The 23,724-nt window shown below is 50.1% G+C and carries 12 protein-coding genes, 5 tRNA genes and 3 rRNA genes; 19 read left to right on the top strand and 1 reads right to left on the bottom strand.

The annotated features are described in order from the left end of the window. The first annotated feature begins 403 nt into the window (after window positions 1–403). The 6 genes from Z042_RS02605 (at window position 404) to birA (ending at window position 7,900) form a co-directional block, all read left to right on the top strand. Window positions 404–1,945, top strand: a 16S ribosomal RNA gene (locus Z042_RS02605). A gap of 85 nt (window positions 1,946–2,030) precedes the next feature. Then, window positions 2,031–2,106, top strand: a tRNA-Glu gene (locus tag Z042_RS02600). A gap of 255 nt (window positions 2,107–2,361) precedes the next feature. Further along, window positions 2,362–5,270: ribosomal RNA gene (locus Z042_RS02595) — 23S ribosomal RNA — on the top strand. Window positions 5,271–5,390: 120 nt separating this feature from the next. Beyond that, window positions 5,391–5,506 (top strand): 5S ribosomal RNA (gene rrf, locus Z042_RS02590). The 16S, 23S and 5S rRNA genes sit together here with 1 tRNA gene alongside, the layout of an rRNA operon. 397 nt (window positions 5,507–5,903) lie before the next feature. Further along, the gene (gene murB / locus Z042_RS02585) at window positions 5,904–6,941 is read left to right on the top strand and encodes a UDP-N-acetylmuramate dehydrogenase (RefSeq protein WP_024914501.1); all 1,038 of its coding nucleotides are present in this window, start codon (window positions 5,904–5,906) and stop codon (window positions 6,939–6,941) included. Then, on the top strand, window positions 6,938–7,900 hold the full coding sequence (gene birA, locus Z042_RS02580; protein WP_024914502.1) for a bifunctional biotin--[acetyl-CoA-carboxylase] ligase/biotin operon repressor BirA: 963 nt from the start codon (window positions 6,938–6,940) through the stop codon (window positions 7,898–7,900). The genes murB and birA overlap by 4 nt, the downstream gene beginning before the upstream one ends. Before the next feature lie 43 nt (window positions 7,901–7,943). Here birA and coaA read toward each other — a convergent pair whose 3' ends face one another. Further along, window positions 7,944–8,894, bottom strand: coding sequence for a type I pantothenate kinase (coaA, locus tag Z042_RS02575; protein ID WP_024914503.1), 951 nt, complete (start codon window positions 8,892–8,894; stop codon window positions 7,944–7,946). 505 nt (window positions 8,895–9,399) lie between these two features. On the opposite strand from coaA, the gene Z042_RS02570 reads away from it, so the two are divergent. From Z042_RS02570 to rpoC, 13 genes are all read left to right on the top strand, one after another. Next, window positions 9,400–9,475 (top strand) — tRNA-Thr (locus tag Z042_RS02570). 24 nt (window positions 9,476–9,499) lie between these two features. Then, window positions 9,500–9,584 (top strand) — tRNA-Tyr (locus tag Z042_RS02565). 206 nt (window positions 9,585–9,790) lie between these two features. After that, window positions 9,791–9,865: transfer RNA gene (locus Z042_RS02560), tRNA-Gly, on the top strand. A gap of 6 nt (window positions 9,866–9,871) precedes the next feature. Continuing rightward, window positions 9,872–9,947 (top strand) — tRNA-Thr (locus tag Z042_RS02555). Window positions 9,948–10,056: 109 nt separating this feature from the next. After that, window positions 10,057–11,241 carry an elongation factor Tu gene (tuf, locus tag Z042_RS02550; RefSeq protein WP_025297190.1) on the top strand — a complete coding sequence of 395 codons (1,185 nt, stop codon included), beginning with the start codon at window positions 10,057–10,059 and terminating at the stop codon, window positions 11,239–11,241. A 255-nt stretch (window positions 11,242–11,496) separates the two neighbouring features. Then, window positions 11,497–11,880: a preprotein translocase subunit SecE gene (secE, locus tag Z042_RS02545; protein ID WP_024914170.1), complete on the top strand. Its 384-nt coding sequence runs from the start codon at window positions 11,497–11,499 to the stop codon at window positions 11,878–11,880. A gap of 1 nt (window position 11,881) precedes the next feature. Beyond that, on the top strand, window positions 11,882–12,427 hold the full coding sequence (gene nusG / locus Z042_RS02540) for a transcription termination/antitermination protein NusG (protein WP_004929914.1): 546 nt from the start codon (window positions 11,882–11,884) through the stop codon (window positions 12,425–12,427). A gap of 157 nt (window positions 12,428–12,584) precedes the next feature. Next, window positions 12,585–13,013: a 50S ribosomal protein L11 gene (gene rplK, locus Z042_RS02535; protein ID WP_024914169.1), complete on the top strand. Its 429-nt coding sequence runs from the start codon at window positions 12,585–12,587 to the stop codon at window positions 13,011–13,013. A 3-nt stretch (window positions 13,014–13,016) separates the two neighbouring features. Next, window positions 13,017–13,721 (top strand): 50S ribosomal protein L1, encoded by a 705-nt coding sequence (gene rplA, locus Z042_RS02530; RefSeq protein ID WP_024914168.1) that lies wholly within the window; start codon window positions 13,017–13,019, stop codon window positions 13,719–13,721. Between the two features lie 310 nt (window positions 13,722–14,031). Continuing rightward, window positions 14,032–14,529, top strand: coding sequence for a 50S ribosomal protein L10 (gene rplJ / locus Z042_RS02525; RefSeq protein WP_023490705.1), 498 nt, complete (start codon window positions 14,032–14,034; stop codon window positions 14,527–14,529). A 63-nt stretch (window positions 14,530–14,592) separates the two neighbouring features. Then, a complete protein-coding gene (gene rplL / locus Z042_RS02520) occupies window positions 14,593–14,958 on the top strand; it encodes a 50S ribosomal protein L7/L12 (RefSeq protein ID WP_024914167.1) in 366 nt (121 codons plus the stop codon). Window positions 14,959–15,284: 326 nt separating this feature from the next. Beyond that, window positions 15,285–19,313, top strand: coding sequence for a DNA-directed RNA polymerase subunit beta (gene rpoB / locus Z042_RS02515; RefSeq protein ID WP_024914166.1), 4,029 nt, complete (start codon window positions 15,285–15,287; stop codon window positions 19,311–19,313). A gap of 118 nt (window positions 19,314–19,431) precedes the next feature. Further along, the gene (gene rpoC / locus Z042_RS02510) at window positions 19,432–23,658 is read left to right on the top strand and encodes a DNA-directed RNA polymerase subunit beta' (protein ID WP_024914165.1); all 4,227 of its coding nucleotides are present in this window, start codon (window positions 19,432–19,434) and stop codon (window positions 23,656–23,658) included. Window positions 23,659–23,724: the final 66 nt, after the last annotated feature.

Here is a 23,724-nt window from a genome sequence, read left to right as displayed (position 1 = left end):
CGCTTGAACCCTTTTTTGAATTTAGGGGTTGCGGCCGGCGAGGAACGCCCTATAATGCGCCTCCACTGACCGGGAACAACGGCGTCTTATGATAAAGAATGCTACCCAGCCAGGAAGGGCCAACCCGGTGACCACACCGCCTCTTAACAGAGAAAAAAGGTTGACTCTTCAGCGGGAAAGCGTATTATCTGCCTCCCGCGTTACCGAGAAACAAACCGGTAACCACGCTCTTTAACAATTTATCAGACAATCTGTGTGGGCACTCACAAGACGATATCCAGCCACTTCGGTGGCAAAAAAATATCAAGTCTTGAAGAGTGACCAAGCAGTAATTCATTGAAGTGAATTATTACAAACGTTGATTTTCGAGCATCGCTGCACACGTTGCAGCACATCAAGCTTTTAATTGAAGAGTTTGATCATGGCTCAGATTGAACGCTGGCGGCAGGCCTAACACATGCAAGTCGAGCGGCAGCGGGAAGTAGCTTGCTACTTTGCCGGCGAGCGGCGGACGGGTGAGTAATGTCTGGGAAACTGCCCGATGGAGGGGGATAACTACTGGAAACGGTAGCTAATACCGCATGATGTCTACGGACCAAAGTGGGGGACCTTCGGGCCTCACGCCATCGGATGTGCCCAGATGGGATTAGCTAGTAGGTGGGGTAATGGCTCACCTAGGCGACGATCCCTAGCTGGTCTGAGAGGATGACCAGCCACACTGGGACTGAGACACGGCCCAGACTCCTACGGGAGGCAGCAGTGGGGAATATTGCACAATGGGCGCAAGCCTGATGCAGCCATGCCGCGTGTGTGAAGAAGGCCTTAGGGTTGTAAAGCACTTTCAGTGGGGAGGAAGGGTACAGTGTGAATAGCACTGTGCATTGACGTTACCCACAGAAGAAGCACCGGCTAACTCCGTGCCAGCAGCCGCGGTAATACGGAGGGTGCAAGCGTTAATCGGAATTACTGGGCGTAAAGCGCACGCAGGCGGTCTGTGAAGTCGGATGTGAAATCCCCGGGCTTAACCTGGGAACTGCATCCGAAACTGGCAGGCTAGAGTCTTGTAGAGGGGGGTAGAATTCCAGGTGTAGCGGTGAAATGCGTAGAGATCTGGAGGAATACCGGTGGCGAAGGCGGCCCCCTGGACAGAGACTGACGCTCAGGTGCGAAAGCGTGGGGAGCAAACAGGATTAGATACCCTGGTAGTCCACGCTGTAAACGATGTCGACTTGGAGGTTGTGCCCTTGAGGCGTGGCTTCCGGAGCTAACGCGTTAAGTCGACCGCCTGGGGAGTACGGCCGCAAGGTTAAAACTCAAATGAATTGACGGGGGCCCGCACAAGCGGTGGAGCATGTGGTTTAATTCGATGCAACGCGAAGAACCTTACCTACTCTTGACATCCACGGAACTTGCCAGAGATGGCTTGGTGCCTTCGGGAACCGTGAGACAGGTGCTGCATGGCTGTCGTCAGCTCGTGTTGTGAAATGTTGGGTTAAGTCCCGCAACGAGCGCAACCCTTATCCTTTGTTGCCAGCGGTTAGGCCGGGAACTCAAAGGAGACTGCCAGTGATAAACTGGAGGAAGGTGGGGATGACGTCAAGTCATCATGGCCCTTACGAGTAGGGCTACACACGTGCTACAATGGCGTATACAAAGAGAAGCTACCCTGCGAAGGCATGCGGACCTCATAAAGTACGTCGTAGTCCGGATTGGAGTCTGCAACTCGACTCCATGAAGTCGGAATCGCTAGTAATCGTAGATCAGAATGCTACGGTGAATACGTTCCCGGGCCTTGTACACACCGCCCGTCACACCATGGGAGTGGGTTGCAAAAGAAGTAGGTAGCTTAACCTTCGGGAGGGCGCTTACCACTTTGTGATTCATGACTGGGGTGAAGTCGTAACAAGGTAACCGTAGGGGAACCTGCGGTTGGATCACCTCCTTACCGAATGATATTGATTGCGTGAGTGTTCACAACAGATTGTCTGATAGAAGTAATGAGCAAAAGCGTCATAAAAGTACGGTGTCGTGTCCCCTTCGTCTAGAGGCCTAGGACACCGCCCTTTCACGGCGGTAACAGGGGTTCGAATCCCCTAGGGGACGCCAACTGCTTGCGACCATCCCGGTGAAAGCGGCGGTCTCGGTATCGTGACGATACCTTAAATATCTCAAAGCTGACTTGCGAGTCAGGCTTGAGATATTGCTCTTTAACAATCTGGAACAAGCTGAAAATTGAAACCTGACAGCTGAAACTTATCCCACCGTAGAGTTATGGGGATAAGGAGTACCCTGTCAGAGAGTCTCTCAAATGTTTACAGCACGATGTGTTCTCTGTTTACAGAAGACACCTTCGGGTTGTGAGGTTAAGTGACTAAGCGTACACGGTGGATGCCTAGGCAGTCAGAGGCGATGAAGGGCGTGCTAATCTGCGAAAAGTGCCGGTAAGGTGATATGAACCGCAATAACCGGCAATACCCGAATGGGGAAACCCAGTGTGTTTCGACACACTATCATGACATGAATCCATAGTGTCATGAGGCGAACCGGGGGAACTGAAACATCTCAGTACCCCGAGGAAAAGAAATCAACCGAGATTCCCCCAGTAGCGGCGAGCGAACGGGGAAAAGCCCAGAACCTGAATCAGCCTGTGTGTTAGTGGAAGCGTCTGGAAAGTCGCGCAGTAAAGGGTGATAGCCCCGTACACCAAAATGCACAGGTTGTGAGTTCGATGAGTAGGGCGGGACACGTGACATCCTGTCTGAATATGGGGGGACCATCCTCCAAGGCTAAATACTCCTGACTGACCGATAGTGAACCAGTACCGTGAGGGAAAGGCGAAAAGAACCCCGGCGAGGGGAGTGAAACAGAACCTGAAACCGTGTACGTACAAGCAGTGGGAGCCTCTTAATGGGGTGACTGCGTACCTTTTGTATAATGGGTCAGCGACTTATATTTTGTAGCAAGGTTAACCGAATAGGGGAGCCGTAGGGAAACCGAGTCTTAACTGGGCGTCTAGTTGCAAGGTATAGACCCGAAACCCGGTGATCTAGCCATGGGCAGGTTGAAGGTTGGGTAACACTAACTGGAGGACCGAACCGACTAATGTTGAAAAATTAGCGGATGACTTGTGGCTGGGGGTGAAAGGCCAATCAAACCGGGAGATAGCTGGTTCTCCCCGAAAGCTATTTAGGTAGCGCCTCGTGAACTCATCTTCGGGGGTAGAGCACTGTTTCGGCTAGGGGGCCATCCCGGCTTACCAACCCGATGCAAACTCCGAATACCGAAGAATGTTATCACGGGAGACACACGGCGGGTGCTAACGTCCGTCGTGAAGAGGGAAACAACCCAGACCGCCAGCTAAGGTCCCAAAGTCATGGTTAAGTGGGAAACGATGTGGGAAGGCACAGACAGCCAGGATGTTGGCTTAGAAGCAGCCATCATTTAAAGAAAGCGTAATAGCTCACTGGTCGAGTCGGCCTGCGCGGAAGATGTAACGGGGCTAAACCATGCACCGAAGCTGCGGCAGCGACGCTAAGGCGTTGTTGGGTAGGGGAGCGTTCTGTAAGCCGTTGAAGGTGGTCTGTGAGGGCTGCTGGAGGTATCAGAAGTGCGAATGCTGACATAAGTAACGATAAAGCGGGTGAAAAACCCGCTCGCCGGAAGACCAAGGGTTCCTGTCCAACGTTAATCGGGGCAGGGTGAGTCGACCCCTAAGGCGAGGCTGAAAAGCGTAGTCGATGGGAAACGGGTTAATATTCCCGTACTCGGTGTTACTGCGAAGGGGGGACGGAGAAGGCTAGGCTGGCCGGGCGACGGTTGTCCCGGTTTAAGCGTGTAGGGGGAGAGAATTGGTAAATCCGTTCTCTTATTCAACCCTGAGGCGTGATGACGAGTCACTACGGTGGCGAAGTGGTTGATGCCAAGCTTCCAGGAAAAGCCTCTAAGCTCCAGGTAACACAGAATCGTACCCCAAACCGACACAGGTGGTCAGGTAGAGAATACCCAGGCGCTTGAGAGAACTCGGGTGAAGGAACTAGGCAAAATGGTGCCGTAACTTCGGGAGAAGGCACGCTGGCACGTAGGTGAAGGGACTTGCTCCTGGAGCTGAAGCCAGTCGCAGATACCAGCTGGCTGCAACTGTTTATTAAAAACACAGCACTGTGCAAACACGAAAGTGGACGTATACGGTGTGACGCCTGCCCGGTGCTGGAAGGTTAATTGATGGGGTTAGCCGCAAGGCGAAGCTCTTGATCGAAGCCCCAGTAAACGGCGGCCGTAACTATAACGGTCCTAAGGTAGCGAAATTCCTTGTCGGGTAAGTTCCGACCTGCACGAATGGCGTAATGATGGCCAGGCTGTCTCCACCCGAGACTCAGTGAAATTGAACTCGCTGTGAAGATGCAGTGTACCCGCGGCAAGACGGAAAGACCCCGTGAACCTTTACTATAGCTTGACACTGAACATTGAGCCTTGATGTGTAGGATAGGTGGGAGGCAGTGAAGTGTGGACGCCAGTCTGCATGGAGCCAACCTTGAAATACCACCCTTTAATGTTTGATGTTCTAACTTTGCCCCGTAACCCGGGGTGAGGACAGTGTCTGGTGGGTAGTTTGACTGGGGCGGTCTCCTCCCAAAGCGTAACGGAGGAGCACGAAGGTTAGCTAATCACGGTCGGACATCGTGAGGTTAGTGCAAAGGCATAAGCTAGCTTGACTGCGAGAGTGACGGCTCGAGCAGGTACGAAAGTAGGTCTTAGTGATCCGGTGGTTCTGAATGGAAGGGCCATCGCTCAACGGATAAAAGGTACTCCGGGGATAACAGGCTGATACCGCCCAAGAGTTCATATCGACGGCGGTGTTTGGCACCTCGATGTCGGCTCATCACATCCTGGGGCTGAAGTAGGTCCCAAGGGTATGGCTGTTCGCCATTTAAAGTGGTACGCGAGCTGGGTTTAGAACGTCGTGAGACAGTTCGGTCCCTATCTGCCGTGGGCGTTGGAAGATTGAGAGGGGTTGCTCCTAGTACGAGAGGACCGGAGTGAACGCACCGCTGGTGTTCGGGTTGTCATGCCAATGGCACTGCCCGGTAGCTAAGTGCGGAAGAGATAAGTGCTGAAAGCATCTAAGCACGAAACTCGCCTCGAGATGAGTCTTCCCTGGGCCTTTAAGGTCCCTAAAGGAACGTTTGAGACGAAGACGTGGATAGGCTGGGTGTGTAAGTGCAGCGATGCATTGAGCTAACCAGTACTAATGAACCGTGAGGCTTAACCTTACAACACCGAAGGTGTTTTGTTGAGAGACAAGAGAGTAGTGAGTTTTGATATTCAGCGATGTTCCCGGATTGGATTGACTGGCTTCACGCAAGTGAAGCGGGTTGATTAAATGGAATTTGCCTGGCGGCAATAGCGCGGTGGTCCCACCTGACCCCATGCCGAACTCAGAAGTGAAACGCCGTAGCGCCGATGGTAGTGTGGGGTCTCCCCATGCGAGAGTAGGACACTGCCAGGCATCAAACAAGTGGAAAGCCCCATGCGAAAGCATGGGGCTTTTTGCTTTTTCAGTAAAAAATACATAGTTCTTTTTGATAAAATTGATTCTATTCACATGTGTTATTAAATATAGCTAATATTCTTATCGATAAGACTCCCAAAAATTTTGACTCTCGTTATATCAACCAATATATAGGTATAGGTAATATTTGTAACTTTTATATAAATCAGGGAATAATATTAATATAAACAAGGTTATTTCTATATCTTAATGATATTAAAGGATGTTATGAAAACCCCTCTAAAAACTTCATTAAATGACAATAAAAAGTCAAATCAATAAAAACAAACAATAGCTATGGGCACCGAATCGAGTAGACTAAGAGAATGTTTATTACGTAAGAGTATTTAACGTCATGTCTACTGAAAGCGCGTCTTTAAAAAAACACAATACTTTTGCGCTCCCGGTTAATGCAGCGCATTTAGTCATTGCTGGAAGAATTGAAATGATGATTAAAGCTTGGCAAAAAGCGCAAAAGCGTCGGGAGCCACTGCTAGTTATCGGTGAGGGAAGTAATGTCCTATTTTTAGAGGATTTCGCTGGTACGGTCATGATCAACGAGCTAAAAGGCATTGAGGTGAAGGAAGAGGAGGATGCTTGGCATCTTCATGTCAGCTCTGGTGAGAATTGGCATTATCTTGTGAGCAGCACTCTTGACCGCGGTATGCCAGGGCTAGAGAATTTAGCATTGATTCCAGGTTTGGTTGGTTCTGCACCGATCCAAAATATTGGTGCGTATGGTATTGAATTAAAAAATGTTTGTGAGTATGTCGACCTGCTGAATCTGAACACAGGTGAAATTGATCGTATGGATCCTGAACGCTGTGAGTTTGGTTATCGTGAAAGCATATTTAAACATAAGTTTAAAGTGGGTCACGTTATCGTTGGGATTGGTCTACGGCTTAATAAGCACTGGAATCCACTCTTGAGTTACGGTGAGCTGACTAAGCTGGATCAGAATACGGTAACACCGCAGCAGGTTTTTGACGCAGTATGCGCTATGCGGCGCAGTAAGTTACCGGACCCACAATTAGTTGGTAACGCGGGGAGCTTCTTCAAAAACCCATTAGTAAGCGAAGAAAAAGCTCATGTGTTGCTTGCTGAGTATCCAAAGATGCCTTATTACCCACAGCCGGATGGGGAAGTGAAATTAGCCGCTGGTTGGCTTATTGAACAATGTACGCTCAAGGGGTATCGGATGGGGGGTGCTGCGGTGCATCATCAACAGGCATTGGTATTGGTGAATGCAGATAATGCCAGTAGCCAGGATATAGTTGAACTGGCAAGGCATGTACGCAATACAGTGGCAGCGAAATTCGATGTTTGGCTGGAGCCAGAAGTTCGCTTTATTGGGGCAACAGGTGAACTGGATGCGGTTGAGGTTCTGTCATGAAAGATACAAAAATACCGCTTAAGATTATCTCACAGTTGGCTGATGGCGAATTCCACTCGGGTGAGCATTTAGGTGAGTTTTTGGGAATGAGCCGTGCGGCGATTAACAAGCATATTCAGACTATCCGAGAATGGGGGGTGGATGTATTTACTGTGCCAGGTAAAGGCTATAGCTTGCCAGGAGGGATGAATTTACTGGAGGCTGAACGTATTCTCGGCATGTTGGAAGACAAGCGTGTCATAGTTTTGCCGGTTGTTGATTCCACGAACCAGTATTTACTGGATCGAATTACGGAGCTGACTTCTGGCGATGCCTGTGTTGCAGAATATCAGCAGGCGGGCCGAGGGAGGCGTGGTCGGCAATGGGTTTCGCCTTTTGGGACAAACCTTTATCTATCTATGTTTTGGCGTCTTGAGCAAGGGCCAGCGGCTGCAATGGGGTTGAGTCTGGTTATTGGTATTGTGATGGCTGAAGTACTGCAAAACCTAGGTGCTGAACAAGTGCGAGTTAAATGGCCAAACGATTTGTATCTCAATGATCGGAAACTGGCTGGCATACTCGTTGAATTAACGGGTAAAACTGGCGATGCGGCTCAGTTGGTTCTCGGTGCGGGTATCAATATGGCAATGTGTGGAACAAATACAGATAAGATTGATCAACAGTGGGTTAATCTGCAAGAGACAGGACTCAATATTGATCGTAACGAATTGGCAGCAACTCTGCTCAATAATTTGCGTCACTCACTGCGGCAATTCGAAATAGAAGGACTTGCACCATTTATATCTCGCTGGCACCGGTTAGATAACTTTTTAGATCGGCCGGTTAAGCTTTTAATTGGCGAGCAACAGATTTTTGGTATTGCTAAAGGTATCGATCAGCAAGGTGCATTATTACTTGAACAAGATGGTGAGATTAAGCCTTTTATTGGTGGTGAAATATCTTTACGCAGTGCCGACTAATATTATAAATAAGAGAGGTTAATTACCTCTCTTATTTTAGTGATTACTTCCTTAAGCGGACGCTCTCTACAGCGTGATTAATACTTTTGGTCATGATCAGGCTGGCACGCTCGCGCGTTGGGAGTATATTTTGTTGTAAATTCAACCCATTAATCTCATTCCATAATTGAGTAGCAATATTAATTGCTTCAGCTTCTGGAAGCTTTGCGTAATTATGGAAATAGGAATCTGGATTGGAAAAGGCCCCTTGGCGGAATTTAAGGAAACGGTTGATATACCAGGTTTGCAATAAATCCTCCGGTGCATCGACATATATTGAAAAGTCAACAAAATCAGAGACAAATACGCGATGGGGGTCGTGTGGGTAATCCATACCACTTTGCAAGACATTTAACCCTTCCAGAATCAGGATGTCGGGTTGCTCAATAATTTTGTTACCTTCTGGAACGACATCATAAATCAAATGCGAGTAAACAGGAGCAGTAACATGTTTAGCCCCTGATTTTACTTCTGAAACAAATTTCACCAGGCTGTGCATGTCGTAGGATTGTGGAAATCCTTTTTTCTTCATCAAGCCACGTTCGTTTAGTACCTTATTGGGATGCAGGAAACCATCGGTAGTAATCAGTTCTACGCTACGATGCTCGGGCCACCGGCTCAGTAATGCTTGCAATAAACGTGCTGTTGTACTTTTACCCACAGCGACGCTGCCGGCAATACCAATGACATAGGGAATACGTTGGCCATCTGTTCCCAAAAATTGTTCGAGAACCGCTTGGCGACGCAGGTTAGAGCTAATGTAAAAGTTTAACAGCCGTGATAGTGGCAAATAGATCTGTGCTACCTCTTCCAAAGAGAGAGCTTCGTTAATCCCTTTCAGTTTAACAATCTCTTCTTCCGACAGTGTCAGCGGTACTGAGTTTCGCAACGCAGCCCACTGGGCACGATCAAACTGAAGATATGGCGTTGCTAAAGATTGCTCTCTTTTTATCATAAGCCAAATTCTGCCTATTAACGCAGGTTGGGAATGGCGCCGGACGCCAACTCCAAATAATAAACAAACTGCATATTATAGACAGCTTCGTTTTTGGCGTAGACTTTTTTCGCAAATGTTATCGATTCGTATGAGTTTATGCCAATAGTGCGAACAGGCGCGCAGTTGATGGAAAGTGAAGTGCAAAGCCGTTCTTCTGGTGAAGATATCGCTCTCAGAGCGGCTGGCGATAGCATAGGGGAGGCTGATTGTGTTGTGTGATATGGCAACTCATCGTTTTCTCGCCAAATGCGATGAGCATGTGGAGAAATGCTGGGGAACTCCTCGAAAGAAATGCGTAAAATTATACAAAATGACATCTATAATTGATGAACATTAAGTCTGCCTTACGCGGTAAATTGCTAACTGGTATGCAAAATCGAATGATTTGTGAGCGATAGTGCGCGGAACGCAAATTTTTTGTTGCATAGGCCGCCAGCTCTACCTAGAATGCGCAGCACTTGATGCCGGCTTAGCTCAGTAGGTAGAGCAACTGACTTGTAATCAGTAGGTCACCAGTTCGATTCCGGTAGCCGGCACCATTCAAGTCACAAAAGTTAAAAATGGGTGGGGTTCCCGAGCGGCCAAAGGGAGCAGACTGTAAATCTGCCGTCACAGACTTCGAAGGTTCGAATCCTTCCCCCACCACCAAACTTACCCTGACTCTGGGGTACAGTGCACAGTAGCCTTAAAATGGACCCTGTGCAGGGAAGGGAAAAGCCTTCAACAAGATTTAAGTCAGGTAGCGTAAAACAATGTAGGCTACGTGGCTCGAAAGGTGAAAAGTTAAGCGAAAAATGCACTTTCTTTACACCAAAAAATTCTACAGAAAAAATTAGGTAGCCGAGTTCCAGGATGCGGGCATCGTATAATGGCTATTACCTCAGCCTTCCAAGCTGATGATGTGGGTTCGATTCCCACTGCCCGCTCCAAGATGTGCTGATATAGCTCAGTTGGTAGAGCGCACCCTTGGTAAGGGTGAGGTCGGCAGTTCGAATCTGCCTATCAGCACCACTTCTTAATTTCTCGCCCCTTGATTCTCTTTCTGTTCTGGATTCAACAAGCAAATGCTTGGTTGATGTGGTAAAACCACCGATCTATCCGTATCTTAGAGGGACAACCGATGTCTAAAGAAAAATTTGAACGTACAAAACCGCACGTTAACGTCGGTACTATCGGCCACGTTGACCACGGTAAAACTACCCTGACTGCTGCAATCACTACCGTTCTGGCTAAAACCTACGGCGGTAGCGCTCGTGCTTTCGACCAGATCGATAACGCGCCAGAAGAAAAAGCACGTGGTATCACCATCAACACTTCTCACGTTGAATATGACACCCCAAGCCGCCACTACGCGCACGTTGACTGCCCAGGGCACGCCGACTACGTGAAAAACATGATCACCGGTGCTGCTCAGATGGATGGCGCTATTCTGGTGGTTGCTGCTACTGATGGCCCAATGCCACAGACGCGTGAGCACATCCTGCTGGGCCGCCAGGTAGGCGTTCCTTTCATCATCGTATTCATGAACAAATGTGACATGGTTGATGATGAAGAGCTGCTGGAACTGGTTGAAATGGAAGTGCGTGAACTTCTGTCTGCCTATGATTTCCCTGGTGACGATCTGCCAGTGGTTCGTGGTTCAGCACTGCAAGCGTTGAACGGTGTGCCAGAGTGGGAAGAGAAAATCATTGAGCTGGCTGGTCATCTGGACTCTTATATCCCAGAACCACAGCGTGCGATTGATATGCCATTCCTGCTGCCAATCGAAGACGTTTTCTCCATTTCTGGCCGTGGTACCGTGGTGACCGGCCGTGTAGAGCGCGGCATCATCAAGGTAGGCGAAGAAGTTGAAATCGTCGGTATCAAAGACACCGTGAAATCGACCTGTACCGGCGTAGAAATGTTCCGCAAACTGCTGGACGAAGGCCGTGCGGGTGAGAACGTGGGTGTTCTGCTGCGTGGTATCAAACGTGAAGATATCGAACGTGGTCAGGTTCTGGCTAAACCAGGTTCTATCAAGCCACACACTCAGTTCGATTCCGAAGTGTATATCCTGAGCAAAGAAGAAGGTGGCCGTCATACGCCATTCTTCAAAGGCTACCGTCCACAGTTCTACTTCCGTACCACTGACGTGACTGGGACTATTGAACTGCCAGAAGGCGTAGAGATGGTAATGCCAGGTGACAACATTAATATGAAAGTCACCCTGATCCACCCAATCGCGATGGATGACGGTCTGCGTTTCGCTATCCGTGAAGGTGGTCGTACCGTTGGCGCGGGCGTTGTTGCCAAAGTTATCGCTTAATTGCTGATAATATTTGACGCGACATGCGGTAAAAGGGCATCATTTGATGCCCTTTTTCTACGCTGTGAACTAGAACCTATCTCATCAGCGATTTTACAGTCATAATCATTGGTGAGATGGGCTCTTAAACCGTATTGATTGAAATACGTCATAGCGTAAAACACCGAGTGCTGTTTTAGCAGCATCTGATCGGTTTGGTTTGCCTCGCACTGCGAGGTAAAGTTATTTGTTCGAATCATTGTGACAGGTTGGTTTATGAGTGCGAATTCCGAGGCTCAAGGGAGCGGGCGCAGCCTTGAAATGGCTAAATGGTTTATCGTTGCCGTTTTGTTGGTTGTGGCTATCGTTGGTAACTATTACTACCGCGATTTCAGCCTGCCATTGCGCGCGCTGGCGGTTGTTCTGGTCATCGTTGTTGCTGGTGGCGTAGCGCTGATGACCACTAAAGGTAAAGCCACCGTTGCCTTTGCGCGAGAAGCGCGTACTGAAGTACGCAAAGTGATTTGGCCAACTCGCCAAGAAACGTTACATACCACGTTGATCGTCGCCGCAGTAACTGCCGTGATGTCACTGATTCTGTGGGGGCTGGATGGTATTCTGGTTCGTCTGGTATCGTTTATTACTGGCCTGAGGTTCTAAAATGTCTGAAGCCCCAAAAAAACGTTGGTACGTCGTTCAGGCGTTTTCCGGTTTTGAAGGCCGCGTAGCTCAATCGTTGCGTGAGCATATCAAACTGCACGATATGGAAGAACTGTTCGGCGAAGTTATGGTGCCTACGGAAGAAGTGGTTGAAATCCGTGGTGGTCAACGTCGCAAGAGTGAACGTAAATTTTTCCCTGGCTATGTATTGGTTCAGATGGTGATGAATGACGCCAGCTGGCACTTGGTACGCAGTGTTCCTCGTGTTATGGGCTTCATTGGTGGAACTTCCGATCGCCCTGCACCAATCAGCGATAAAGAAGTGGATGCGATTATGAATCGCCTGCAACAGGTGGGTGATAAGCCACGTCCGAAAACGCTGTTTGAACCGGGTGAGCTGGTGCGTGTTAACGATGGCCCGTTTGCCGACTTCAATGGTGTTGTTGAAGAGGTGGACTACGAGAAAAGCCGCCTGAAGGTTTCTGTTTCCATCTTTGGGCGTGCAACGCCGGTGGAATTAGACTTCAGTCAGGTAGAAAAAGGCTGATCAATTAATCAGCAACGCAAGCGGATTTGTTGCTTGTCAGAGGCGCGGAATTGAACTACAATTTCGCGCCTTTTGTTTTTAGATGCTTCGCTTTTAAAGCGGGGTGAAACACGGGGAGCCTCTAAGGAGGCGATACTACCCATACGAGGAAATTTCAATGGCCAAGAAAGTACAAGCCTACGTCAAGCTGCAAGTTGCCGCTGGTATGGCTAACCCGAGCCCGCCAGTCGGTCCTGCTCTGGGTCAGCAAGGTGTTAACATCATGGAATTCTGTAAGGCGTTTAATGCTAAGACTGACAGCATTGAAAAAGGCTTGCCGATCCCTGTTGTTATTACTGTTTATTCTGATCGCTCCTTCACTTTCGTTACCAAAACCCCGCCAGCGGCAGTTCTGCTGAAAAAAGCGGCCGGTGTTAAGTCTGGTTCCGGTAAACCGAACAAAGATAAAGTCGGTAAAGTGACTCGTGCTCAGGTACGTGAAATCGCAGAAACCAAAGCTGCGGATATGACTGGTTCTGACGTTGAAGCGATGATTCGCTCCATCGAAGGTACTGCTCGTTCCATGGGCCTGGTAGTGGAGGATTAAGAGATGGCTAAGCTGACCAAGCGCATGCGCGTGATCCGTGACAAAGTTGATGCGACTAAACAGTATGACATCATCGAAGCTGTTGCTCTGCTGAAAGAGCTGGCCACCGCTAAATTCGTAGAAAGCGTTGACGTTGCTGTTAATCTCGGCATCGACGCTCGTAAATCAGACCAAAACGTACGTGGTGCTACTGTTCTACCACACGGCACTGGTCGTTCCGTTCGCGTTGCCGTATTTGCCCAGGGCCCTAACGCTGAAGCTGCTAAAGCAGCTGGCGCAGAGCTGGTAGGTATGGAAGATCTGGCTGACCAGATCAAAAAAGGCGAAATGAACTTTGACGTTGTTATTGCTTCCCCGGACGCAATGCGCGTTGTGGGCCAACTGGGCCAGGTTCTGGGTCCACGTGGTCTGATGCCAAACCCGAAAGTGGGTACTGTTACTCCGAACGTTGCTGAAGCAGTGAAAAACGCTAAAGCAGGCCAGGTTCGCTATCGTAACGATAAAAACGGTATTATCCATACCACTATCGGTAAAGTTGATTTCGATGCAGACAAGCTGAAAGAAAACCTGGAAGCCTTGCTGGTTGCGCTGAAAAAAGCCAAACCATCTCAGGCGAAAGGCGTGTATATCAAGAAAGTTAGCCTCTCCACCACCATGGGTGCTGGTGTTGCTATCGATCAAAGCGGCCTGACTGCTGTAGCAAACTGATCGTTTTGACTTGGGGCAGAGTTTCACCTAGAATCCTATGCCCCAGGGTTTTGCTCTAGCAAAACAACAGATTTTCGGTTGGAGCCTGGCCTATCCAGGCCTCCGTCCAAGACCGCAGGTGTGCCGAAAGGTGCTTAATTTTCCTGCGTAGACGGTGACAGAGCCTAAAGAAATTTTTTCTTTTTAAAAGAATGGTCTTTGCTGGATTCTGCTCACCGTGTTAAGCCGCTCAGTATCCTGTGTTCACACTGGGTGTTGAGTGAAGTGAGTTCCGGGGAGATTCCCCGGCTAATCCAGGAGCAAAAAGCTAATGGCATTAAATCTTCAAGACAAACAAGCGATTGTTGCTGAAGTCAGCGAAGTAGCCAAAGGCGCGCTGTCTGCGGTTGTTGCGGATTCCCGTGGCGTTACCGTTGATAAAATGACTGAACTGCGTAAAGCAGGTCGTGAAGCTGGCGTTTACATGCGTGTTGTTCGTAACACTCTGATGCGCCGCGTTGTTGAAGGCACTCCATTCGAATGCCTGAAAGACACGTTTGTCGGTCCAACCTTGATTGCATTTTCTCATGAACACCCGGGCGCTGCTGCTCGTCTGTTCAAAGAGTTCGCGAAAGCGAATGCAAAGTTTGAGGTTAAAGCTGCGGCCTTTGAAGGTGAACTGATCCCTGCGGCACAGATTGACCGCTTGGCAACGTTGCCTACTTACGATGAAGCAATCGCACGCCTGATGGCAACCATGAAAGAAGCCGCTGCTGGCAAACTGGTTCGCACTCTGGCTGCTCTGCGCGATCAGAAAGAAGCTGCGTAAGCCGTTCTTTCCTAGCCTTTGCTAACGTATTTAAACTATTTCTGAATTTTAGGAACATTTATTATGTCTATCACTAAAGACCAAATCCTGGAAGCCGTTGCTGCTATGTCCGTAATGGACGTTGTTGAGCTGGTTTCTGCTATGGAAGAAAAATTCGGCGTTTCTGCTGCTGCTGCTGTTGCCGTAGCTGCGGGCCCTGCTGAAGCTGTTGAAGAAAAAACAGAATTTGACGTTGTTCTGTCTGCCATCGGCGGTAACAAAGTTGCTGTTATCAAAGCAGTACGTGGCGCGACCGGTCTGGGCCTGAAAGAAGCTAAAGACCTGGTAGAATCAGCTCCAGCAGTACTGAAAGAAGGCATCAGCAAAGACGACGCTGAAGCACTGAAAAAAGCTCTGGAAGAAGCTGGTGCTTCTGTTGAAGTTAAATAAGTTTAACTTTTCAGAGTGCAGTCTGGCTTAACAGACTGATGGCTGGTGGCTTTTTAGTCACCAGCCTTTTTGCGCTGTAGGGCGTCAGTAGAGTTTCACACTATTTGGCTACTGACTAACCTCAATATTTCTTTCTATCGACGACTTAATATACTGCTCTCCCTGCTTCAGCCGAATCTGTCGCACAGGCAATGAAATGATTTAAGCGTGATAGAAACGAGTATTGCGGAAAGTGTTCCCACTTTCCGGTCGAAAAATGGTGTTGCATGAACCGTCCTAATCGGGCGGACAAAATGGTTCGACTTTCCAGCGAGCTGAGGAACCCTATGGTTTACTCCTATACCGAGAAAAAACGTATTCGTAAGGATTTTGGTAAACGTCCACAAGTTCTGGACATACCTTATCTCCTTTCTATCCAGCTTGACTCGTTCCAGAAGTTTATCGAGCAAGATCCAGAGGGGCAATATGGCTTAGAAGCCGCATTCCGTTCTGTTTTCCCTATCCAGAGCTACAGCGGTAATTCGGAGCTGCAATACGTTAGCTACCGTCTTGGTGAGCCGGTGTTTGATGTCAAAGAGTGCCAGATTCGTGGTGTGACATACTCTGCACCGCTGCGCGTAAAACTGCGTCTGGTGATCTACGAGCGTGAAGCCCCGGAAGGCACGGTTAAAGACATCAAGGAACAAGAAGTCTATATGGGCGAAATTCCGCTCATGACCGAAAATGGTACCTTTGTAATTAACGGTACTGAGAGGGTTATCGTATCCCAGCTACACCGTAGTCCAGGTGTGTTCTTTGACAGCGATAAAGGTAAAACCCATTCCTCGGGGAAAGTGCTGTATAACGCACGTATCATTCCTTACCGTGGTTCATGGCTGGATTTCGAGTTCGATCCGAAAGACAACCTGTTCGTGCGTATTGACCGTCGCCGCAAACTGCCAGCGACCATCATTCTGCGTGCTTTGAACTACACCACTGAACAGATTCTTGACCTGTTCTTTGCGAAAATTATTTTCGAGATCCGCGATAACAAGCTGCAGATGGAACTGGTTCCAGAGCGTCTGCGTGGTGAAACTGCGTCCTTCGATATTGAAGCCAACGGTAAGATCTACGTTGAGAAAGGCCGCCGTATCACTGCTCGCCATATCCGCCAGCTCGAAAAAGACGAAATTCAAAGTATTGAAGTACCGGTTGAATACATTGCGGGCAAGGTGGTCGCGAAGGACTATATCGATACCAATACCGGTGAGTTGATCTGTGCAGCCAACATGGAGCTGTCATTGGATCTGCTGGCTAAGCTGAGCCAGTCTGGCCATAAGCGTATCGAAACGCTGTTCACTAACGATCTGGATCATGGTGCGTACATTTCTGAAACGGTACGTGTCGATCCCACCACCGATCGTCTGAGCGCACTGGTAGAAATTTACCGTATGATGCGCCCTGGTGAGCCGCCAACGCGTGAAGCAGCCGAAAGCTTGTTTGAAAATCTGTTCTTCTCTGAAGATCGCTACGATCTGTCTGCGGTTGGCCGGATGAAATTCAATCGTTCTCTGCTGCGTGATGAGATCGAAGGTGCGGGTATCCTGAGCAAAGACGACATCATCGACGTGATGAAGAAGCTCATTGATATCCGTAACGGCAAAGGCGAAGTGGACGATATCGATCACTTGGGCAACCGCCGTATCCGTTCCGTTGGCGAAATGGCCGAGAACCAGTTCCGTGTCGGTCTGGTACGTGTTGAGCGTGCGGTGAAAGAACGCCTGTCTCTGGGGGATCTGGATACCCTGATGCCTCAGGACATGATCAACGCCAAGCCGATTTCGGCAGCGGTGAAAGAGTTCTTCGGCTCCAGCCAGTTATCCCAATTTATGGATCAGAACAACCCATTGTCTGAGATTACGCACAAGCGTCGTATCTCTGCCTTGGGCCCAGGCGGTCTGACCCGTGAACGTGCTGGCTTTGAAGTGCGTGACGTACACCCGACTCACTACGGCCGTGTGTGCCCAATCGAAACGCCAGAAGGTCCAAACATTGGTTTGATCAACTCTTTGTCCGTGTATGCACAGACTAACGAGTATGGCTTCCTGGAAACCCCATACCGCCGTGTGCGTGATGGTGTGGTGACCGATGAAATCAACTATCTGTCTGCTATTGAAGAAGGCAATTTCGTTATTGCCCAGGCGAACTCCAACCTGGACGAAAGCGGCCGCTTTATAGAAGATCTGGTTACCTGTCGTAACAAAGGCGAGTCAAGCCTGTTCAGCCGCGATCAGGTTGACTATATGGACGTATCCACCCAGCAGGTCGTTTCTGTTGGTGCTTCGCTGATTCCGTTCCTGGAGCACGATGACGCCAACCGTGCATTGATGGGGGCGAACATGCAGCGTCAAGCGGTTCCAACCCTACGCGCTGACAAGCCGTTGGTCGGTACCGGCATGGAGCGTGCTGTTGCTGTTGACTCCGGTGTAACTGCCGTAGCCAAACGTGGTGGTGTGATCCAGTATGTGGATGCTTCCCGTATCGTTATCAAAGTTAACGAAGACGAAATGTATCCGGGCGAAGCAGGTATTGATATCTATAACCTGACTAAATACACCCGTTCTAACCAGAACACCTGCATCAACCAGATGCCGTGTGTGAGCCTGGGTGAGCCAATCGAGCGTGGCGACGTGCTGGCTGACGGCCCGTCTACCGATCTGGGTGAACTGGCGCTGGGTCAGAACATGCGCGTGGCATTCATGCCTTGGAACGGCTACAACTTCGAAGACTCCATTCTGGTCTCTGAGCGTGTGGTTCAGGAAGATCGTTTCACTACCATCCACATTCAGGAACTGGCCTGTGTGTCCCGTGACACCAAGCTGGGGCCGGAAGAGATCACCGCCGATATCCCGAACGTGGGGGAAGCAGCGCTCTCTAAACTGGATGAATCCGGCATCGTGTATATCGGTGCGGAAGTGACCGGTGGCGACATTCTGGTTGGTAAAGTAACGCCGAAAGGCGAAACCCAACTGACGCCGGAAGAGAAACTGCTGCGTGCGATCTTTGGTGAGAAAGCGTCTGACGTTAAAGATTCTTCTCTGCGTGTACCAAACGGCGTTTCCGGTACGGTTATCGATGTGCAGGTCTTTACCCGCGATGGTGTGGAAAAAGACAAGCGTGCGTTGGAAATCGAAGAAATGCAGCTGAAGCAGGCGAAAAAAGACCTGACTGAAGAACTGCAGATCCTGGAAGCTGGCCTGTTTGCACGTATCCATGCGGTGTTGGTTGCTGGTGGTATTGAAGCAGACAAGCTGAGCAAACTGCCGCGCGATCGCTGGCTGGAACTGGGCCTGACCGACGAAGAGAAGCAAAACCAGCTGGAACAGTTGGCGGAGCAATACGACGAACTGAAATCTGACTTCGAGAAGAAGCTGGACGCCAAGCGCCGTAAAATCACTCAGGGCGATGATTTGGCACCGGGCGTGTTAAAAATCGTTAAGGTTTATCTGGCGGTTAAGCGTCAGATCCAACCGGGTGACAAGATGGCAGGCCGCCACGGTAACAAGGGTGTTATCTCCAAGATCAACCCGATCGAAGATATGCCTTACGACGAAAACGGCACGCCGGTTGACATCGTATTGAACCCGCTGGGCGTTCCATCACGTATGAACATTGGTCAGATCCTGGAAACCCACCTGGGTATGGCTGCGAAAGGCATTGGTGAGAAGATCAACCAGATGCTGAAGCAGCAGCAGGAAGTGGCCAAACTGCGTGAGTTTATCCAGAAGGCTTACGATCTGGGCGACGACGTTTGCCAGAAAGTCGATCTGAGCACTTTCAGCGATGAAGAAGTCATGCGTTTGGCAGAAAACCTGAAAAAAGGTATGCCAATCGCCACACCGGTGTTTGATGGTGCGAAAGAGACTGAAATCAAGCAACTGCTGGAAATGGGCGGTATCCCGACTTCGGGTCAGATTACGCTGTTTGATGGCCGTACCGGCGAGCAGTTTGAGCGCCAGGTTACCGTTGGCTATATGTACATGCTGAAACTGAACCACCTGGTTGATGACAAGATGCACGCCCGTTCTACCGGTTCTTACAGCTTGGTAACTCAGCAGCCGCTGGGTGGTAAGGCGCAATTCGGTGGTCAGCGCTTCGGTGAGATGGAAGTGTGGGCGCTGGAAGCATACGGCGCAGCTTACACCTTGCAGGAAATGCTTACCGTTAAGTCGGATGACGTCAACGGCCGTACCAAGATGTACAAAAACATCGTGGATGGCGATCACCGCATGGAACCAGGCATGCCGGAATCCTTCAACGTATTGTTGAAAGAAATCCGCTCGCTGGGTATCAACATCGAACTGGAAGACGAGTAATCGTTATTCCGGCTCTGGCTCCCGGTTTTAGGGGGCCAGAGGGTGGTTGTTCAGATCACACGGGAAGGGAGTTTTTTTGTCTTTTCCCAACAGGTTTAACTCCGACAGGAGCCAATCCGTGAAAGACTTATTAAAGTTTCTGAAAGCACAAACCAAGACCGAAGAGTTTGATGCGATCAAGATTGCTCTGGCATCGCCAGACATGATCCGTTCATGGTCGTTCGGTGAAGTTAAAAAGCCGGAAACCATTAACTACCGTACGTTCAAACCTGAGCGTGACGGCCTTTTCTGCGCCCGTATCTTTGGGCCGGTAAAAGATTACGAGTGCCTGTGCGGTAAGTACAAGCGCTTGAAACACCGCGGTGTGATTTGTGAGAAGTGCGGCGTTGAAGTGACCCAGACCAAAGTACGCCGTGAGCGTATGGGCCACATTGAGCTGGCTTCCCCCACTGCGCACATCTGGTTCCTGAAATCGTTGCCATCGCGCATCGGTTTACTGCTGGATATGCCACTGCGTGACATCGAACGTGTACTGTACTTCGAATCCTACGTGGTGGTTGAAGGTGGTATGACCAACCTCGAGCGTCGTCAGATCCTGACTGAAGAGCAGTATCTGGATGCGCTGGAAGAGTTTGGTGACGAATTCGACGCCAAAATGGGTGCAGAAGCCATTCAGGCCCTGTTGAAAAACATGGATCTGGAAGCCGAATGTGAGCAGTTGCGTGAAGAGCTGAACGAAACCAACTCTGAAACCAAGCGTAAAAAGCTGACCAAGCGTATCAAGCTGCTGGAAGCGTTTGTTCAGTCTGGTAACAAACCAGAGTGGATGATCCTGACCGTGCTGCCGGTACTGCCGCCGGATCTGCGTCCGCTGGTTCCACTGGATGGCGGTCGTTTCGCGACTTCCGATCTGAACGATCTGTATCGCCGGGTGATCAACCGTAACAACCGTCTGAAACGCCTGCTGGATCTGGCTGCGCCTGACATCATCGTGCGTAACGAAAAGCGTATGCTGCAAGAAGCGGTAGATGCGCTGCTGGATAACGGCCGTCGTGGTCGTGCGATCACGGGTTCCAACAAACGTCCTCTGAAATCTTTGGCCGATATGATCAAAGGTAAGCAGGGTCGTTTCCGTCAGAACCTGTTGGGTAAGCGCGTTGACTACTCTGGTCGTTCGGTTATCACCGTAGGTCCATACCTGCGTCTGCATCAGTGCGGCTTGCCGAAGAAAATGGCACTGGAGCTGTTCAAACCGTTCATTTACGGCAAGTTGGAGCTGCGTGGCTTGGCCACCACCATTAAAGCTGCCAAAAAAATGGTTGAGCGTGAAGAAGCTGTCGTTTGGGATATCCTTGACGAAGTGATCCGCGAGCACCCGGTACTGCTGAACCGTGCACCGACTTTGCACCGTTTGGGTATTCAGGCGTTTGAACCAGTTCTGATCGAAGGTAAAGCCATTCAGTTGCACCCACTGGTTTGTGCGGCATACAACGCCGACTTCGATGGTGACCAGATGGCTGTGCACGTGCCGCTGACGCTGGAAGCCCAGTTGGAAGCGCGTGCGTTGATGATGTCTACCAACAACATCCTGTCACCTGCGAACGGTGAGCCGATCATCGTTCCTTCTCAGGACGTGGTGTTGGGTCTGTACTATATGACGCGTGACTGTGTTAACGCCAAAGGCGAAGGCATGGTGCTGACGGGGCCTAAAGAAGCTGAACGTGTTTATCGCGCCGGTCTGGCCTCTCTGCACGCACGCGTAAAAGTGCGTATTATTGAAGAGATCAAAAATACCGAAGGTGAGTCTGTTCATCAGACTACGCTGGTCGATACCACGATTGGCCGCGCTATTCTGTGGATGATCGTACCAAAAGGTTTGCCATACTCGATCGTTAACCAGCCTTTGGGCAAAAAAGCGATCTCCAAGATGCTGAACACCTGTTACCGCATCCTGGGCCTGAAGCCGACCGTAATCTTCGCTGACCAGATCATGTACACCGGTTTTGCTTACGCTGCCCGTTCAGGTGCATCCGTAGGTATCGATGACATGGTTATTCCAGCCAAGAAAGCGGAGATCATCGAAGAAGCGGAAACCGAAGTTGCCGAAATCCAGGAGCAATTCCAGTCTGGTCTGGTTACCGCCGGTGAACGCTACAACAAAGTGATCGATATCTGGGCGGCGGCGAACGAACGTGTTGCTAAAGCGATGATGGAAAACCTGTCGGTTGAAGACGTGGTTAACCGTGACGGCGTGGTGGAACAGCAAGTTTCCTTCAACAGCATCTTTATGATGGCCGACTCTGGTGCGCGTGGTTCCGCCGCTCAGATTCGTCAGCTGGCCGGTATGCGTGGCCTGATGGCGAAGCCAGACGGCTCAATCATCGAAACGCCAATCACCGCGAACTTCCGTGAAGGCTTGAACGTACTCCAGTACTTCATCTCCACGCACGGTGCGCGTAAAGGTCTGGCGGATACCGCACTGAAAACGGCCAACTCCGGTTATCTGACCCGTCGTCTGGTTGACGTGGCGCAGGATCTGGTTGTAACCGAAGACGACTGTGGCACTCACAATGGCATCATGATGACCCCGGTTATCGAAGGTGGTGACGTTAAAGAGCCACTGCGTGAGCGCGTACTGGGCCGTGTGACGGCCGAAGACGTCATCAAGCCGGGTACGGCGGATATTCTGGTTCCGCGTAACACCTTGCTGAATGAAAAATGGTGTGATCTGTTAGAAGAGAACTCCGTTGATAACGTCAAGGTGCGTTCCGTAGTAAGTTGTGAAACCGACTTTGGTGTCTGTGCCAACTGCTATGGTCGCGATCTGGCACGTGGCCACATCATCAACAAAGGTGAAGCCATCGGCGTAATCGCGGCACAGTCCATCGGTGAACCGGGTACACAGTTGACGATGCGTACGTTCCACATTGGTGGTGCGGCATCCCGTGCGGCGGCTGAATCCAGCATCCAGGTGAAGAACAAGGGTAGCCTGAAATTGGGCAACGTTAAGTTCGTGATGAATGCTTCGGGTAAGTTGGTGATTACCTCGCGTAATACCGAACTGAAGCTGATCGACGAATTTGGTCGTACCAAAGAAAGCTATAAAGTGCCTTACGGTGCCGTAATGGGCAAAGGTGATGGGGCAGAAGTTAACGGCGGCGAAACCGTGGCTAACTGGGACCCACATACCATGCCGGTTATCAGTGAAGTGAGTGGTTTCATCCGCTTCGCTGATATGGTTGATGGCCAGACCATTACCCGCCAAACCGACGAACTGACCGGTTTGTCTTCGCTGGTGGTTCTGGATAGCGCCGAGCGTACCGGTAGCGGTAAAGATCTGCGTCCGGCACTGAAAATCGTTGATGCTAAAGGTGGTGATGTATTGATCCCAGGTACTGATATGCCTGCTCAATACTTCCTGCCAGGCAAGGCGATTGTACAGCTGGAAGATGGCATTCAGATCGGTGCGGGTGATACCTTGGCACGTATTCCTCAGGAATCCGGCGGTACCAAGGATATTACCGGTGGTCTGCCACGTGTTGCGGATCTGTTCGAAGCACGTCGTCCGAAAGAGCCTGCCATTCTGGCTGAAATCAGCGGGATTATCTCGTTTGGTAAAGAAACCAAGGGCAAACGTCGCCTGGTTATCTCTCCGTTGGACGGCAGCGATGCTTACGAAGAGATGATTCCGAAATGGCGTCAGCTCAACGTGTTTGAAGGTGAAGTGGTGGAGCGTGGTGACGTTGTTTCCGACGGCCCAGAGTCTCCGCACGACATTCTGCGTCTGCGTGGTGTGCATGCTGTTACCCGCTATATCACTAACGAAGTGCAGGAAGTTTACCGTCTGCAAGGCGTTAAGATTAACGATAAACACATCGAAGTTATCGTTCGTCAGATGCTGCGTAAAGGCACCATCGTCAGCGCGGGTAGCACAGAATTCCTGGAAGGCGAACAGGCTGAAGTATCACGCGTTAAGATTGCTAACCGTCAGCTGGCTGCTGAAGGTAAAATTGAAGCAACCTTCTCACGCGATCTGCTGGGTATCACCAAGGCTTCCTTGGCGACCGAGTCCTTCATCTCTGCTGCATCGTTCCAGGAAACGACGCGCGTTCTCACCGAAGCGGCGGTTGCCGGTAAACGTGATGAACTGCGTGGCCTGAAAGAGAACGTGATCGTGGGCCGCCTGATTCCGGCGGGTACGGGTTATGCTTATCATCAGGACCGTATGCGTCGTCGTGCACAGAATGAAACTCCGGTTGTTCCGTTGGTGAGCGCGGCAGAAGCGACGGCTAACCTGGCCGAATTGCTGAACGCAGGTAATCTGGGCGGTAGTGACGACGAGTAAGCTATTGATGCCTGATGTTTGATTAATCGCAGGTTTGACTAAAGCCCTGGCTATCACAGCCGGGGC

The organism is Chania multitudinisentens RB-25 (assembly GCF_000520015.2).
GTDB lineage: Bacteria > Pseudomonadota > Gammaproteobacteria > Enterobacterales > Enterobacteriaceae > Chania > Chania multitudinisentens.
Note: the sequence above shows the minus strand (reverse complement) of the source record. Positions and strands in the feature narration are given on the sequence as shown.